Annotated in this window: 13 protein-coding genes; 7 read left to right on the forward strand and 6 right to left on the reverse strand. The window is 69.0% G+C overall.

Going from position 1 to position 15,338, the window contains the following annotated elements; translation table 11 throughout:
* Positions 1–18: 18 nt before the first annotated feature.
* Positions 19–903, reverse strand: a complete 885-nt coding sequence (locus tag N8I71_RS10295; RefSeq protein WP_262877893.1) for an NAD(P)-dependent oxidoreductase — start codon at positions 901–903, stop codon at positions 19–21.
* 144 nt (positions 904–1,047) lie between these two features.
* On the opposite strand from N8I71_RS10295, the gene N8I71_RS10300 reads away from it, so the two are divergent.
* Complete coding sequence (locus tag N8I71_RS10300; protein ID WP_262877894.1) at positions 1,048–2,691, forward strand: tetratricopeptide repeat protein; 1,644 nt, start codon at positions 1,048–1,050, stop codon at positions 2,689–2,691.
* Here the strand turns inward: N8I71_RS10300 and N8I71_RS10305 are convergent.
* Both N8I71_RS10305 and N8I71_RS10310 read right to left on the reverse strand, forming a co-directional pair.
* On the reverse strand, positions 2,688–3,269 hold the full coding sequence (locus N8I71_RS10305) for a VOC family protein (protein WP_262877969.1): 582 nt from the start codon (positions 3,267–3,269) through the stop codon (positions 2,688–2,690). The genes N8I71_RS10300 and N8I71_RS10305 overlap by 4 nt on opposite strands.
* Before the next feature lie 259 nt (positions 3,270–3,528).
* Complete coding sequence (locus N8I71_RS10310; RefSeq protein ID WP_262877895.1) at positions 3,529–4,317, reverse strand: class II aldolase/adducin family protein; 789 nt, start codon at positions 4,315–4,317, stop codon at positions 3,529–3,531.
* Between the two features lie 95 nt (positions 4,318–4,412).
* Between N8I71_RS10310 and N8I71_RS10315 the strand changes: the two genes are divergently transcribed.
* Entirely contained in the window at positions 4,413–5,360 is a 948-nt protein-coding gene (locus N8I71_RS10315) for a GlxA family transcriptional regulator (RefSeq protein WP_262877896.1), read from the forward strand.
* Here N8I71_RS10315 and N8I71_RS10320 read toward each other — a convergent pair.
* Positions 5,345–8,968: a hydantoinase B/oxoprolinase family protein gene (locus N8I71_RS10320; RefSeq protein WP_262877897.1), complete on the reverse strand. Its 3,624-nt coding sequence runs from the start codon at positions 8,966–8,968 to the stop codon at positions 5,345–5,347. The genes N8I71_RS10315 and N8I71_RS10320 overlap by 16 nt on opposite strands.
* A gap of 206 nt (positions 8,969–9,174) precedes the next feature.
* Here N8I71_RS10320 and N8I71_RS10325 point away from each other — a divergent pair, with 206 nt between their 5' ends.
* The 5 genes from N8I71_RS10325 (at position 9,175) to N8I71_RS10345 (ending at position 13,562) form a co-directional block, all read left to right on the forward strand.
* On the forward strand, positions 9,175–10,155 hold the full coding sequence (locus N8I71_RS10325; protein ID WP_262877898.1) for a TRAP transporter substrate-binding protein: 981 nt from the start codon (positions 9,175–9,177) through the stop codon (positions 10,153–10,155).
* Between the two features lie 72 nt (positions 10,156–10,227).
* The gene (locus N8I71_RS10330; RefSeq protein WP_262877899.1) at positions 10,228–10,788 is read left to right on the forward strand and encodes a TRAP transporter small permease; all 561 of its coding nucleotides are present in this window, start codon (positions 10,228–10,230) and stop codon (positions 10,786–10,788) included.
* Between the two features lies 1 nt (position 10,789).
* Entirely contained in the window at positions 10,790–12,094 is a 1,305-nt protein-coding gene (locus N8I71_RS10335; RefSeq protein ID WP_262877900.1) for a TRAP transporter large permease, read from the forward strand.
* On the forward strand, positions 12,091–12,636 hold the full coding sequence (locus tag N8I71_RS10340) for a winged helix DNA-binding protein (protein ID WP_262877901.1): 546 nt from the start codon (positions 12,091–12,093) through the stop codon (positions 12,634–12,636). The genes N8I71_RS10335 and N8I71_RS10340 overlap by 4 nt, the downstream gene beginning before the upstream one ends.
* Complete coding sequence (locus N8I71_RS10345; protein WP_262877902.1) at positions 12,636–13,562, forward strand: hypothetical protein; 927 nt, start codon at positions 12,636–12,638, stop codon at positions 13,560–13,562. The genes N8I71_RS10340 and N8I71_RS10345 overlap by 1 nt, the downstream gene beginning before the upstream one ends.
* Here N8I71_RS10345 and modC read toward each other — a convergent pair.
* The gene (gene modC / locus N8I71_RS10350; protein ID WP_262877903.1) at positions 13,533–14,639 is read right to left on the reverse strand and encodes a molybdenum ABC transporter ATP-binding protein; all 1,107 of its coding nucleotides are present in this window, start codon (positions 14,637–14,639) and stop codon (positions 13,533–13,535) included. The genes N8I71_RS10345 and modC overlap by 30 nt on opposite strands.
* Positions 14,639–15,334: a molybdate ABC transporter permease subunit gene (gene modB / locus N8I71_RS10355; protein WP_262877904.1), complete on the reverse strand. Its 696-nt coding sequence runs from the start codon at positions 15,332–15,334 to the stop codon at positions 14,639–14,641. Before modB ends, modC begins: the two co-directional genes overlap by 1 nt.
* Between the last annotated feature and the right edge of the window lie 4 nt (positions 15,335–15,338).

Genomic DNA, 15,338 nt, shown 5'->3' on the forward strand with positions numbered 1-15,338 from the left:
GCGGTACGCTCCGGGGCCTCAGACCTCCTCGCCGTTCATCCTGCGGAACCGCTGGATCAGGCTCGACGTGTCCCAGCGGCCGCCGCCCAGCTGCTGCACCTCGGCGTAGAACTGGTCGACGAGCGCGGTGACGGGCAGGCTGAGACCCATCTCCTTTCCCTGTTCCAGCGCGATGCCCAGATCCTTGCGCATCCAGTCCACCGCGAAGCCGTGGTTGAAATGGTTGTCGATCATCGTGTCCGCCCGGTTGGCGAGCTGCCAGGACCCGCCCGCGCCTTGCGAGACGAGCTTCGCCACCTTCTTCGCGTCGAGCCCGGCGGTCCTCGCGAACCATAGCCCCTCCGAGATCGACTGGATCGCGCCGACGATGCAGATCTGGTTGACCATCTTCGTGATCTGGCCCGCGCCGACATCGCCGAACCGTTCGGTGACCTTGGAATAGGCCGCGATCACCGGCTCGGCAGCGGCGAAATGCGCCTCGGCCCCGCCGCACATGATGGCGAGCTGGCCGTTCTCAGCCCCCGCCTGCCCGCCGGAGACAGGCGCATCCACCCAGCCGACGCCACCCTCGGCGGCGATGGCGGCAAGCTCCCTCGTCACGATCGCCGAAACCGTGGTGTGATCGACGAAAACCGCCCCTTCGGACATGCCCGCAAGCGCCCCGTCCTCGCCAAGGACCACCGAACGCAGGTCGTCGTCGTTGCCAACGCAGGCCATGACGAAATCCGCGCCCGCGGCCGCTTCGCGCGGGGTCGCGGCATGAGATCCGCCATGCTCCGCCGCCCAGGCCTCGGCCTTCGCGGCGGTGCGGTTGTAGACGGTCACCTCGTGGCCGGCGGCCTTCAGGTGGCCCGCCATCGGGTAGCCCATCACGCCCAGTCCAAGGAATGCCAGTTTCGCCATAATGCCCTCCGCTCTCTGACCGAAGGCAGAAGGTAACAGGGCGCCCGGCGGTGTCCACCGGGGAAACGGCGCGCAACACGCTGCATCCTTGTGCTATCCTTCCGCCAGGACCGGCGGCGGCCGGCCAAGGACGGGGAGCGAGAGATGGACGGCAACTTCGACCTGGGGCGCTACACACGGCCCGTGACGTGTCGGTCGCCGGCGGCGCAGGCCGCCTTCGACCGCGGCATCAACTGGGTCTACGGCTATAATCACGAGGCCGCCGCCGAGGAATTCGAGACCGCCATCGCCGCCGATCCGGGCTGCGGCCTCGCGCTCTGGGGCCTCGCCTATGCGGTGGGGCCCAACTACAACAAGCCGTGGGAGTTCTTCACCCGGGAAGAACGCTCCGCCACCCTGCAACGGGCCCACGAGGCGCTTGTGGCCGCAAAGGCGTTGCGGGAGACGCTCGGCCCGGTCGAGAACGACCTGATCGAAGCGCTGGCCGACCGCTACCCGACCGACCCGGAGATCGAGGACTTCGCACCCTGGAACGACGCCTTCTCGGATGCGATGCGCAAGGTCTACGCCTCCCATCCGGACGATCTCGACGTCATCACGATCTTCGCCGAGGCGCTGATGAACCGGACGCCATGGCTTTTGTGGGACCTGCCCACGGGACAGCCGCGCGAAGGTTCCTCGACGCTGGAGGCGCAGGCGGCGCTGGAACGCGCCTTCGAGAGCGTGCCGGGCGCGTGGGACCACCCCGGGCTTCTGCACATGTACATCCACCTGATGGAAATGTCGCCGACGCCCGAGAAGGCGCTGCGTCATGGCGACAGGCTGACGGATCTCGTCCCCGACAGCGGGCACCTCATCCACATGGCGACGCATATCGACGTGCTCTGCGGCGACTACCAGAACGTGGTCGACCGCAACCGCAGGGCCGCCGAAATCGACCGGAAATACGAGGACCTGAAGGGGGCCAAGAACTTCTACACCGTCTACCGGATCCACAACGTCCATTTCGAGGCCTACGGCGCGATGTTCCTCGGCCAGCCCGAGGTGGCGCTCGCCGCCTCCGACCGGCTGATCGAGATGCTGCCCGAGGACGTGACGGCATACCTGCCGGAACTGTTCGAGAGTTTTCACGGCAAGAAGGTCCACGTCATGATCCGCTTCGGCATGTGGCAGGAGATCCTCGACACGCCCCCGCCCGCCGATCCCGACCTCTACCGCTACACGACCTGCGCCATGCACCAGGCCCGCGCCGTGGCGCTCGCCAACCTCGGGCGGCACGAGGAGGCCCTTTCGGAACGCGAGAAGGCCGTCGCCGCGCGCGCGCGCCTGCCCGACGACTGGATGGTGTTCAACAACACCGCCTTCGACGTCCTGGCCGTGGGCGAGGCGATGATGGACGGCGAGATCGCCTTCAAGGCGGGCCGGATCGAGGAGGGTCTCGATCATCTCCGCCGCTCGGTCGAGCTCGACGACAACCTTCTCTACGACGAGCCCTGGGGCTGGATGCAGCCCGCGCGCCACGCGCTCGGCGCGCTCTTGATGGAGGCGGGTCGCTACGACGAGGCGGAGGCGGTCTACCGCGCCGATCTCGGTCTCGACGGCACGCTCTCGCGCCCCTGCCAGCATCCGCGGAATGTCTGGAGCCTGCACGGCCTGCACGAATGCCTTGTCCGCCGGGGCGAGATGACCGAGGCGCGGCACATCAGGCTGCAACTCGACCAGGCCGTCGCGCGGGCGACGGTGCCGATCCGCGCGTCGTGCTACTGCCGGAGCCGGGCGGCCGCCTAGTAGCCGACCCGCGCGCCCCGGTCGGTGGACAGCGATTGCTGCCGCCGCTCGACGAGAAGCTCGATGGCGTCGGCCAGGTGCTCGCGGTCGATATGGTGATCGCCGCGCGCCACCCGGATGCGATGGGCCTCGATCATCACGTCGGCGTGGCGGCATCCCTCGGGCGGCTCGAACCGGTAGGAGGCGATCTCGATCCGGAGGCCGAGGGGGTCGCGGAAATAGATGGAGTCCATGAAACCCCGGTCGACCGGCCCCGAGTGCTTCACGCCCCGCGCATCAAGGCGTCCGGCGACCTGCCAGAACGTTGCCTGGCTGACGTTGAAGGCGAGGTGGTGGAGCGAGCCGATCGCTTCGGGCACATGGGCCGCATCCGGCTTGCGCTCCTCGTTGGTGAAGATGGTGATGAGCCGCCCGTCTCCCGGGTCGAAATAGAGATGCCCCTGGTTCGGGTCGTCGAGGTTCGGCTGGTCAAAGATGAAGGGCATGCCGAGCACCCCTTCCCAGAAATCGATCGAGGTCTGCCGGTCGGCCCCGTTCAGCGTGATGTGATGCACACCCTGGATCTGGATCTTGCGGATATCGTTCTGGCCCATGGCATTCCCTCCTGTGTCCCCTTGCCTCATCTTAGCGCGGTGCGCCGGCGGCGTCCTGTTGAACCTCGCACACCCCCTGTGAGCCCGCGAGAGGCAATCCCGCCAGCGGTTTTCCGGATGCCTTCCGCACCGGTGGCTTGAGTGAACGCACCGCCGTGAGGGCCCGTGGGCCCCGGCCGACGGCCGTCGCAAGACGCGGGCGGGCAGTGCCGTCGGCAGGCCCGGCAAGACCGGGACGGACGGCTCAACCGCGATAATGCGGCATCTCGGCATCGAGCCTTCGCCGGATCGCGTGCCATTCGAGCTCACCCTCGTAACCGTACCAGTCGCTCGCCGCCATGTCGGCGAGGTGCCGCCTCTGCTCGGCCTCGGGAATGGTGCGGATCGTGGCGCCGCCGGCCGCGGATTTCTGCACCTCGAGCTGCACCGCGCAGGCCTGGTCGAGGTAGAAGGACCTGAAGAAGGCCTCGCCCGCGTTGCGCCCGAAGACGAAGGCGCCATGCCAGGCCTCGACGATCATCTTCCTGCCCTGCCCCGCCCGCAGAAGTCCGCAGAGGAAGTCTTCGGTGCATTCGAACTCGTAGTCGGTATAGCCGATCACGTCGCCGCCGCCGATCATGAGATAGGCCTGGCTGTAGGGTCCGACACCCTCGGCCTGGGCCGAGACGCCCATGATCGCCTTGGTGTGGACATGCATGATGCAGTTCATCTCCGGATCGGCCTCGAAGAACAGCTTGCCGATCTCGGTGGCGGACGGGTTCGGCTCCCCGTTCCGCGGGGTATGGTTGGTGCGGTCGAAGCCGACCTTGATCAGGTTCGAGGCCGTCACCTCCTCGTGCATCCAGCCGTAATGGTGGGTCAGGAGCGCGTCCTCGCCTGGCACCCGCAGGGCGTGCCACTGGTTGGTCACGTCGGTGAGACGGTATTTCACCAGCGCGTTGTATATGGCGGCAAGCTCCTGCCGTGCCTCCCATTCGGCATCGCTGCAACCGGCCGGGCGGCCGCCGAGAGGGGTCGGGGTCTGGATGGTCATGGAAGGTCTCCGGAGTGGTGTGATCGAGACCATGGTGCGCGCCGCGCCCAGGCAATAATATCCATGAAACGCCCGATCCTGTCCGGAGCCTGCCGTTGCCCCACGTCTGCTTCGTCCTGCAACCGCAATTCCAGATGCTCGCCTACGTCCTTGCCAGCGAGACGCTGCGCATTGCCAACCGGCGCGCGGGGGAGGCCATCTTCACCTGGGAAACGCGCACGACGACATCCGCACCCGCGACCGCATCAAACGGGCGGGAGGTCGCGCCGGATGTCACGGGCTGGTCGGACACGGTCCGTCCCGATCTCGTGTTGGTTATGGCCGGCTACGCGCCGCTGGCCGCGCGGCCCGCCGGCCTGCGCGCCCTCCTGGCCCGAGCGGCGCGGCAGGGCGCGATCCTGGGCGGCGTCGACACGGGCGTTCTGCTGCTGGCGTCGTTCGGCCTCGTCCCGGAGGGCCGCCGCGTGATCCTGCACCGTGAGGCGCAGGCCGAGCTGCGGGAGGCCTTCCCGGGCCTCGTCATCGACGACGGCATCTACGCCCTGGACGGTCGCATCCTGTCGGCGGCGGGCGGCATGGCCACGGGGGACGCGATGCTGTCATGGATCGCCACGGTCGCCTCGGCCGGCTTCGCCGCAGCCGTCGCCGAAGACATGGCGCATGGTTCGATCCGCCCTTCGTTCCACCCGCAGAGCGCAGGCGGCACGAGCGACCCGCTGCTTCATGCGATGCGCCAGCGGATGCTGAACCACCTGGACCAACCTCTTGCGATCGCCGCGATCGCAGGAGACCTCGGGCTCAGCGGCAAGGCGCTGAGGGGCAGGTGCCTGCGGGCGACGGGACGGACACCCTCGCGGCTCTACCTGGACCTCAGGCTGGCCCAGGCGCGCGATCTGCTGCGCACGACGGCGATGCCGGTGACGGAGATCGCCCTGGCCACCGGCTTCGGTTCTCATGCGGGGTTCAGCCGAACCTTCCGAAAGGAATTCGGAACCTCCCCGAGCGGCGAGCGCAGGTCGGCCCGCGCTCAGGCCTTGCCGTAACCACCCGCCGTGGGCGTCACCACCGTGATCGTTTCGCCGGGGTCGAGGATCGTCTGATCGCAGGCGTTCAGCACCTGAAGGGTTCCGTCACCGCGCCGGACCTCGGTCCGCCCCACCTGCCCGTCGCCGCCACCCGAGATGCCTCGCGGCGGTGCTGCGCGGTGCGAGGACAGGATCGCGCAATCCATCCGTTCGAGAAACCGGATGCGCCGCTCGGTTCCGTCACCTGCGGGGAAGGCACCATCCCCGCCCGAGCCCTCGCGCAGCCCGAAATGCTCCAGCATGACGGGGAACCGCATCTCCAGCACCTCGGGGTCCGTCAGCCGCGAATTGGTCATGTGAACATGAACCCCGGATGTCCCGGCAAAGCCCCGGCCCGAGTTCATGACGCCCGCCGGCGAACCGGAGCAGATCGTCTCGTAATACTGGTAGGTGTCGTTGCCGAAGGTGAGGTTGTTCATCGTCCCCTGGCTGTTCGCGATGGCCCCGAGCGCGCCGAAGATGGCGTTCGTCACGTGCTGCGATGTCTCGACATTCCCCGCCACCACCGCGCGGGGATAAGCGGGTTTGAGCATCGAACCTTCCGGGATCACGATGCGGATGGGGCGCAGGCAGCCCGCGTTCATCGGGATCGGCGCCTCGACCATCACGCGGAAGCAATAGAGGACGGCGGCGCGGGCCACCGGTTCGGGCGCGTTGAAGTTGTTCTCCATCGCGGGGCTCGTGCCGGTGAAATCGACGGTCGCCTCGCGCGCCTCGCGGTCCACGGTGATCTTCACCCGGATGACCTGTCCGGTGTCCGTGGGGTATTCATAGGAACAATCCTCCAGCCGCCCGATCAGGCGCGCGACCTCCTCGGCCGCGTTGTCCTGCACGTGACCCATGTAGGCCTCGACCGTGTCCAGCCCGAACTCAGCCACCATGCGCCGCAACTCGGCCGCGCCGCGTTCGTTGGCGGCGATCTGGGCCTTGAGGTCGGCGATGTTCTGGTCGGGGTTGCGCGCCGGGTAAGGGTGGTCCGTCAGGAGGTGCCGCAGCGCCGTCTCACGGAACTGTCCTTCTTCTACAAGAATGAAGTTGTCGAACAGCACTCCTTCCTCGTCGACGGTCGTCGCCAGCGGCGTCATGGAGCCGGGCGCCGTGCCGCCCACATCGGCGTGATGCCCGCGCGATGCGACCCAGAACAGGATCTCGCGCCCCCCGTCGTCGAAGACCGGCGAGACCACGGTGATGTCTGGCAGGTGCGTGCCGCCGTTGTAGGGCGCGTTGAGGGCGAAGACGTCGCCGGGACGGATGCGCCCCTCGTTCAGGCGGATCACCGTCTCCACGCTCCGGTCCATCGAGCCGAGATGCACCGGCATGTGCGGGGCATTGGCAACCAGCGCGCCGGTCCGGTCGAAGACGGCGCAGGAGAAGTCGAGCCGTTCCTTGATGTTGACCGAATGCGCCGTGTTCTGGAGCGCGACGCCCATCTGCTCGGCGATGTTCATGAAGAGGTTGTTGAAGACCTCGAGCAGGATCGGGTCGGCCTCGGTCGTCCCGGCGGCGGAGGTGCGCGCCATCTTCTCGTGCCGCCGCATCAGGATGTCGTCGCGGGCCGTCACTTCGGCCGACCAGCCCGGTTCAACGACCACGGTCTGGTTCGCCTCGATGATGAGGGCGGGGCCCTTCACGCGATCGCCGGGCGCAAGCCCCTCGCGGCGATAGACGGCGGCCTGCACCTCGGCGCCGCCGCTGAAGACCGGCACTGCCGTATCGGTCGCGACATCGCGCGGTTCCGCCTTGGCGTTTTCGGACGCGTCATGGGGCGCCGCCGCCTCGGTCATCTCGACCTCCACGGCCTCGACGGTCACGGGTTTGTCGGGGCTGACGAAGCCGAACTGCGCCTTGTGCGCGGCCTCGAACGCGGCGCGGGCCGCCTTGGGGTCGCCGTCCCAGGCGACGGGCAGCGCCGTGTCGGTTCCTGCGTAGCGCAGGTGAAGCCGCGTCGCGCAATCGGCCGCTCCGGCATCGACGCCCTGTTCGGACAGTTCCGCCGCCACTGCCTTTTCCAGCTCCGCCCGCAACGCGGCGATGGCCGGCAGACTATCCGCGCCGAGATCTTCCACCAGCGCCTGCTGTCGGCTTGCCGAAACCGTCGCCCGCCCGATCCCGTAGGCCGACAGAAGCCCCGAAAGCGGATGGATCAGGACCGCCTCCATCCCCAGCGCGTCGGCGACGAGGCACGCATGTTGCCCGGCAGCGCCCCCGAAGGCGTTCAGAAGATACTTCGTCACGTCATAGCCGCGCTGCACGCTGATCTTCTTGATCGCGTTCGCCATGTTCTCGATGGCGATGGTCAGGAAACCTTCGGCCACCTCCTCCGCGGTCTTGCCCTCGGCCTCGGCGATCTCCGCGAATTTGGCGCGCACCACGTCCGCGTCGAGCGCGGCGTCCTGCCCGGGGCCGAAGACGCGCGGGAAGAAGTCGGGGCGCAACTTGCCCAGCATCACGTTGGCGTCCGTGACGGTGAGCGGCCCACCCCGGCGGTAGCAGGCGGGCCCGGGATTGGCGCCCGCCGAATCGGGACCCACCCGGAAGCGGCCCGGCTCGGCATGCAGGATCGAGCCGCCCCCTGCCGCAACCGTGTGGATGCGCATCATCGGCGCGCGGATGCGGACGCCCGCCACCTCGGTGTCGAAGGCGCGTTCGTAGTCGCCCGCGAAATGCGCCACGTCGGTGGAGGTGCCGCCCATGTCGAAGCCGATCACGCGCCCGAAACCCGCATCCGCGGCCGTCTCGACCATGCCGACGACGCCGCCCGCGGGTCCCGACAGGATCGCGTCCTTGCCCTGGAACTTCTCGGCCGCCGTCATGCCGCCCGAGGACATCATGAACTGGAGCGTCGGCCCCGGCTGCCCCGCAGGCGTCGCGCCCAGCGCATCGGCCACGCGCGCCACGTAGCGGCGCAGGATCGGCGAGAGGTAGGCGTCGACCACGGTCGTGTCGCCCCGGCCCACGAGCTTGACCAGCGGACTGACCTCGTGACTGACGGAGACCTGCGCGAATCCCATCTCGCGGACCATCACCGCCAGCGCCGCTTCGTGCGCGGGGTTCTTCCAGGCGTGCATCAAGACGATTGCGACGGCCTCGATCCCGTCGGCCTTGGCCGCCTCCAGCGCGGGGCGCAGCGGCTCAGCGTCGAGCGCAAGTTCCACAGAACCATCGGCCATCAGCCGTTCATCAACCTCGATCACCCGCTCGTAAAGCTGTTCGGGCAGCACGATCTCCTTGGCGAAGATGTCCGGCCGCGCCTGGTAGGCGATGCGGAGCGCGTCGCGGAAGCCCTTCGTGATGAGAAGGAGCGTCCGGTCGCCCTTCCGCTCCAGAAGCGCATTGGTCGCGACCGTGGTGCCCATCTTGACCGTACCGATGCGCGCAGGGTCGATGGCGCCGCCGAGCAGACGCCGGATGCCCTCGATCGCGGCGTCCTCGTAGGCCTCGGGGTTCTCGGACAGAAGCTTCAGGGGATGCATCTCCCCGTCCGGCGCGCGGCCCACGACGTCCGTGAAGGTGCCACCCCGGTCGATCCAGAAGTCCCAGATCCGGGAAACGGTCGCGTCTGCCATGTCGGTCTCCCTGCAGGTCCGCTGCCCGTTTTCCGGGCAGTCCAGAGCGATGGCCGTGCCAGCCGCTCACAATACAATGACAATTTGTTGACAAATTGTAGGTGGACGGTCAACCTCCGATTTACGCCGGGTCAACGACAAGGCCCGGGACAGATAGTGCCATGGGCCGGCGATCGAACCGGCCCGCCAACACGGGAGTACCGAAGATGACCCTGACCCTCCGCAGCCTCGCACTCGCCGCCGCGATGGGCGCGCTGACGATGCCCGCCGCCGCACAGACCGCGTGGGACATGCCCACACCCTACGGCGACACGGTTTTCCACACCATGAACATCGCCCAGTTCGCCGACGACGTGCGCGAAGCCACCGGCGGCGCGCTCGACATCACGGTGCATTCCGCCGGCTCGCTCTTCGGCCATGCAGAGATCAAGGACAGCGTGCGCCGCGGCCTCGCGCCCATCGGCGAGATCCTTCTGTCGCGGCTCTCGAACGAGAACCCGGTCTTCGAGGCCGATTCGATCCCGTTCCTCGCCGACAGCTACGCCGATGCCCGCGCCCTCTGGACCGCCTCGCGTCCCGCGGTCGAGGAACTGCTGGCAGAGCAGGGCCTGACCCTTCTCTTCGCCGTTCCGTGGCCGGGCCAGTCGCTCTACCTGACCGAGGAAGTGACCGATCCCGCCGCGCTGCAGGGCGTGAGCTTCCGCGCCTACAACACCGCAACCGAGCGGCTGGCGCAGATCCTCGGCATGACGCCGACCCAGGTGGAGGCGGGCGACATCCCGACCGCATTCGCCACCGGCCGGGTCGCGGCGATGATGACCTCGCCCTCGACCGGCGTCTCGTCGCAGGCCTGGGACTTCACCAATGTCTATATCGACGTCCAGGCATGGCTTCCGAAGAACGTCGTCTTCGTGAACACCGACGCCTTCAACGCCCTCTCGGCCGAGGAACAGGCCGCCCTGATGGAGGCCGCCGCCGTCGCCGAGGCCCGCGGCTGGGAGATGTCCGAGGCCGAGACCGCCACCCAGATCGCAGCACTGGCCGACAACGGCATGACGGTCTCGACCCCGTCCGACGCGATGGCCGCAGCGCTGGCAGCCGCCGGCGAGACGATGACCGCCGAGTGGCTGGAGCGCGCCGGCGATGCGGGGACGGCGATCCTCGAAGCCTACGCCGCCGCGCAGTAACGGCGAACCGAAGGGCCGGGCGAGACCATCGCCCGGCCCTTTCCCAATCTCCTCGAGACCGGAGGCGGCTTCATGCGACGCGCGCTCGACACCCTCTATGCCGCGGCCCTCGTCGCCTCGGCGCTGGCCCTCGTGACCATCGCGGTCCTGGTCTTCGTGCAGATCGGCGGACGTATCCTCGACCGCGTGATCCTTGCGACCGGTGGCACCGCGCTCGGCATCCAGGTGCCCTCGCTGGCCGAGATCGGAGGTTTCCTTTTCGTCGGAGCGGCTTTCCTCGCCCTGCCCGGGACCTTTCGCGCGGCCGGGCATGTCCGCGTCACGATGCTGGCCCGCGCGCTGCCGCCCTTGCTCGACCGCGGACTGACGGTCCTGGTCCTCGCCGCCGCCCTCGGCCTCGCGTCCTTCGCGGCCTGGCATTCCTGGCTTCAGGCGCTCGACAGCTGGCAGTTCAATTCCGTCTCCTTCGGGATGATCCCGATCCCGCTCTGGCTGCCGCAGGGGGTGATGACGGTGGGCCTCGCCATCTTCGCGGTCGCGCTGCTGGACGAGCTACTGACCGCGCTCCGTGGCGGGACGCCGGCCTTCATCACCGCCGAACGCGCACGCGGCATCGACGAGGCGGGGCACTGAAATGGACCTCCTGACGCTCTCGCTGATCCTCGTCGCCGTCCTATTCCTCTGCCTCGCGCTCGGGCTCTGGGTTGGCTTCTCGCTCATCGTCGTGGGGCTGGTCGCCATGACGCTCGCAACGCCCGCCCCCGTCGGCGCGGTCTTCGCCACCAAGGCGTGGGCGGCGCTGAACATCTGGGATCTCACGGCCCTGCCAATGTTCATCTGGATGGGCGAGATCCTGTTCCGATCGCGATTGTCCTCTGACATGTTCCGGGGCCTCTCGCCCTTCACGCGGCGCCTGCCCGGCGGGCTGTTGCATGTGAACATCCTGGGCTGCGCATTGTTCGCCGCCGTCTCGGGCTCGTCGGCGGCCACCACGGCGACCGTCGGGCGCATGTCGCTGCCGGAATTGAGGGCGCGGGGCTACGACGACCGGATGGCGATCGGCACGCTCGCGGGATCGGGGACGTTCGGCTTCCTCATCCCGCCCTCCATCATCCTGATCGTCTACGGCGCCGCGACCGAGCAGTCGATCGCGCGGCTGTTCCTGGCCGGCGTCCTGCCGGGCCTGATGCTGGCCGCGATGTTCGCGGGCTACACGATGATCTGGGCCGCGCTGAACAAGGACAAGATGCCGCCGCCGGAGCCGAAGGCCAGCTGGTCCGAGAAGCTGCGCGGCGCGGCGCTTCTGTTGCCCACCGTGCTTCTGATCGTCGCCGTCATCGGTTCCATCTACGGCGGGTTCGCCTCGCCGACCGAGGCCGCAGTCGTGGGCGTGATCGGTGCGCTGATCATCTCGGGCGCCTCGGGCGGCATCGACCGCAAGGGCGCATGGGAGAGCCTGAGGGGCGCCGTCATCACGTCGTGCATGATCGGCTTCATCCTCGTCGGCGCCGCGTTCCTGACGGGCGCCATGGGCTATACCGGCATCCCGCGCACGCTTGCCGCGTGGATCGGGGAGCAGGGGCTTTCGCCCTACGCGCTTCTCGCGGCGCTCCTGCTGTTCTTCATCGTGCTCGGGTTCTTCCTCGACGGCATCTCCATCGTCGTGCTGACGGTCTCGGTGATCCTGCCGATGGTGCTCGCCGCCGGGATCGACCCGATCTGGTTCGGCGTCTTCCTCGTCCTTGTCGTGGAGATGAGCCAGATCACACCGCCCGTGGGCTTCAACCTCTTCGTGCTGCAGTCGATCACGGGACGGGACATCTTCACCGTCGCGCGTTACGCGGCGCCCTTCTTCTTCCTCCTCGTGGCCGCCACTGTCATCCTGACGCTGTTTCCCGAGATCGCGCTCTGGCTGCCTTCGACCATGTCGAACCGATGACCGACCAGCAAGACCCCCTGCCCCCCCGGCCGATCCCGGATGTCGGCCCCGTCGTCTCCTCGGCGCATCTCGCCGACAGCGCGCTGCCCGCGCTCTCGGAGGTGGAATTCGCCGTGACCATGATGAACAACGCCTACCACCGCTGGATGGTGCGCTGCATGACGGCGGCGGGCGGGCCGGCCATGTCACCGCTCGAGGTCCTGATCCTGCACCTCGTTCACCATCGCGGACGCGCCAAGACGCTGGCCGAGGTCTGCCTGATCCTCAACATCGAGGACACGCACCTGGCCAACTATGCGATCCGGAAACTGACGCAGGCGAAGCTCGTGAAGGCGGGTCGCAAGGGCAAGGAGAAGACCGTGCAGATCACCGAGGCCGGCGCGGCGCTCTGTGCCCGGTACAAGGAAGTGCGCGAGGCGCTGCTGGTGCGGGCGGCCCGGCAACTGGGCCGCGACCCCGAGGATATCAGCCACGTCGCCGCCCTCCTGCGCGCGCTGTCGGGCAGCTACGACCAGGCCGCGCGGGCCGCGGCCGCGCTTTGATGCAGGGCGTTGGCGCCGCCGTCGCGGCGCGCGGGCGCTGGTGGCTGATCGGCGGGCTGGCCGTGGGCCTCGGCTCTCCGGCGGCGGCCGAGGCGGTGCGGCCCTGGGTGGGCATGCTCGTCGTCGTCGTCCTGTTCCTCGCCATGCTGCGGATCGGACCCGAAGGGCTGCGCGCCGGGACCAACGGGCTCAGGCGGGCCGTGACGGCGGCGCTCCTGCTGCAATGCGCGTTGCCCTCGGTCGTGGCCCTCGTCCTTCTCGCCTTCGGGCTTCTGTCCGGCCCTCTCGCCCTGGGCCTCGTGATGATCCTGGCCGCGGCGCCGATCACGGGGGCTGCACCCATCGCGGCAATGGCCGGTGGAGACCCGGCGCCCGCGCTCAGGCAAACCGTGGTCGGCACGGCGCTTCTGCCGCTGACAGTCCTGCCGGTCTTCCTCATCGCTCCGGCCGTCGGCGATGCCGGCGCGGTCCTGGGCACCGCGCTCAGGCTTCTCGGGGTCATCGCGCTGGCGGGCGGGGCCGCCTACGCCTTGCGGCGCACCGGTATCGTCGGTCCCACGCCGCAAGCCGGCACCGTCATCGACGCGCTCTCGGCCATCCTGCTGGCGCTTGTCGTCGTCGGGCTGATGTCGGCGGCGGCCGACGCGGTCCGGACGGACCCCGGCAAACTCGCCCTGACGCTCGCGCTGGTCTCCGCCCTCGTCTTCTCGGTCCAGGCGACGGTCCTGCGCCTGCTGCGGTCGCGGGCCGACGCGATCGCCTTCGCCGTGGCCGCAGGGAACCGCAACGCGGCGCTCTTTCTCGGCGTCCTGCCGCCACCTTTGATCGACCAGCTCATGCTGATGATCGGATGCTACCAGGTGCCGATGTACCTGACGCCGCTCATCCTGCCCTGGCTACTCGGCCGGGACGGACGCCGCGGCTGAGGCGCCGATATCGGATGGGGCGACCGAGACGGTCTTGACCACCGCATGGACCGCCGCACCCGGAGCGAGGCCCAGCGCCTCGGCCGAGCGACGGGTGATCCGTGCCAGCACGCGCCCCGCGGGCGTGTCGATCGCGACGATCACGCCGGGGCCGCCGCCGGGCCGGATCTCCTGCACATGGCCCGCGAGAATGTTGAGCGCGGAAAGCCCCTCGGGCCGGCCGCGCGACACGATCACGTCATGCGCGGCGATCCGGAGCCGCAGGGACGCGCCCGGCGCCTGTCCGACGCGCGGCAGGAACAGGGGCGCGCCACCCGCGTCGAGTTCCGTCAGCCCGTCCTCGTGGTGACGCACGACCCTTGCGGTCAGAAGCGCGCCGGCCTCGCGCGCGCCCGCGGGCAAAACGCCGGGATCGCCCAGCACCTCGGCCGCCGGCCCCTGCCCCGTGACGCGCCCCGCCTCCAGCGCGACGACGGTCGTGGCCAGCCGCGCGACCTCGGAGGCCGAGTGGCTCACGTAGAGGATCGGAACCGCCACCTCGTCCCGAAGACGCTCGAAATAGGGGAGGATCTCGGCCTTGCGCGCCTCGTCGAGCGAGGCGAGCGGCTCGTCGGCGAGGATCAGCTTAGGAGCGGAAAGAAGCGCGCGGCCAATGGCGACGCGCGCCTTCTCGCCTCCCGACAGCGCGCCGGGACGCCGGTCGAGGAGCGCGCCGATGCCAAGCAGGTCGACGATCCGGCCCCTGTCTTCGCGCGGGGCGTCCTTCGGCGCGAAACGGGCGCCGTAGGCGAGGTTCTGGGCGACGGTGAGGTGCGGGAACAGCCGCCCCTCCTGGAAGATGTAGCCGAGCCGCCGGCGGTGCGGGGGAAGCCTGACACCCTTCGCGGTGTCGAGGAGAACCCAGTCACCCGCCGCGATGCGCCCCTCGTCGGGCATCAGAAGGCCAGCGACGGCGTTGACGATGGTCGTCTTGCCCGAGCCCGAGCGCCCGAAAAGCACCGTGACCCCGGGCGGGGCCTCGAAGCTCGCATCGAGCGTGAAACCCTCGAACGCATGGCGGACCGAGACCTGCAGCATCAGCGCCCCCCGACCCGTTCGGCGACGCGGCGGCCGATGATTTCGGACAGCAGCAGCGCCCCCATCGCCACGACGACCGAGACGATCACGAGTTTCGTGGCCGATGCCTCGCCGCCCGGCACCTGCAGGAAGGCGTAGATCGCCGAGGGGATGGTCCGCGTCTCGCCGGGAATGTTGGAGACGAAGGTGATCGTCGCGCCGAACTCGCCCATCGCCTTGGCGAAGGCGAGGATCGCGCCCGCCACGATCCCCGGCAGGGCCATCGGCAGGGTCACGGTGAGGAAGACCCAGACTGGCGAGGCGCCAAGCGTCGCGGAGGCCTGTTCGAGCCTGGGGTCGACGGCCTCGATCGACAGCCGGATCGCACGGACCATGAGCGGGAAGGCCATGACCGCCGCCGCCAGTGCCGCGCCGGTCCAGCGGAAGGCGAAGACGATCCCGAGATCGGCGAGGAAACCGCCCAGCGCCCCGCGCGTCCCGAAAGCCAGCAGCAGGAGATAGCCCGTCACCACCGGCGGCAGGACCAGCGGCAGGTGGATCAGCCCGTTCAGCACTTGCTTGCCGGGGAAGGTCCAGCGCGCCAGCGCATGTGCCGCGAGGATACCGAACGGCAGGCTGAGCAGCGTCGCCCAGAAGGCCACGCGCAACGACAGGGCCACCGCCTGCCATTCCTCAGGACCAAGCCAGCCGCCCAAACCG

Origin of the sequence: Roseicyclus sediminis (assembly GCF_025515305.1) — a bacterium.
Classification (GTDB): domain Bacteria; phylum Pseudomonadota; class Alphaproteobacteria; order Rhodobacterales; family Rhodobacteraceae; genus Roseibacterium; species Roseibacterium sediminis.